This window comes from Pseudomonas sp. EL_65y_Pfl1_R83 (assembly GCF_963970695.1).
GTDB lineage: Bacteria > Pseudomonadota > Gammaproteobacteria > Pseudomonadales > Pseudomonadaceae > Aquipseudomonas > Aquipseudomonas tritici.
Map to the genome: position 1 here is coordinate 1 of NZ_CAXAQI010000528.1, position 315 is coordinate 315.

The 315-nt window shown below is 49.2% G+C and carries 2 rRNA genes; both read left to right on the forward strand.

From position 1 onward, the window contains the following. Positions 1-107 (forward strand): 23S ribosomal RNA (locus tag AACY08_RS30180); the annotation flags it as partial. A 156-nt stretch (positions 108-263) separates the two neighbouring features. After that, positions 264-315: ribosomal RNA gene (gene rrf, locus AACY08_RS30775) — 5S ribosomal RNA — on the forward strand; the annotation flags it as partial.

Consider the following 315-nt stretch of genomic DNA (forward strand, 5'->3'; position numbering starts at 1 on the left):
TGAGTCCCCTGAAGGGCCGTCGAAGACTACGACGTTGATAGGTTGGGTGTGTAAGCGCTGTGAGGCGTTGAGCTAACCAATACTAATTGCCCGTGAGGCTTGACCATATAACACCCAAGCAATTTGACTTCTCTAACGAGCATCAGATTGCGGTGTGTGAAGACGATAGAACCGAAAGTTCGATCTCACGAAAACACCGAAAGCTATCACATACCCAATTTGCTGAAGCGAGGCCATGTGGTCACGACTCAGTACCCGAATTTCTTGACGACCATAGAGCATTGGAACCACCTGATCCCATCCCGAACTCAGTAG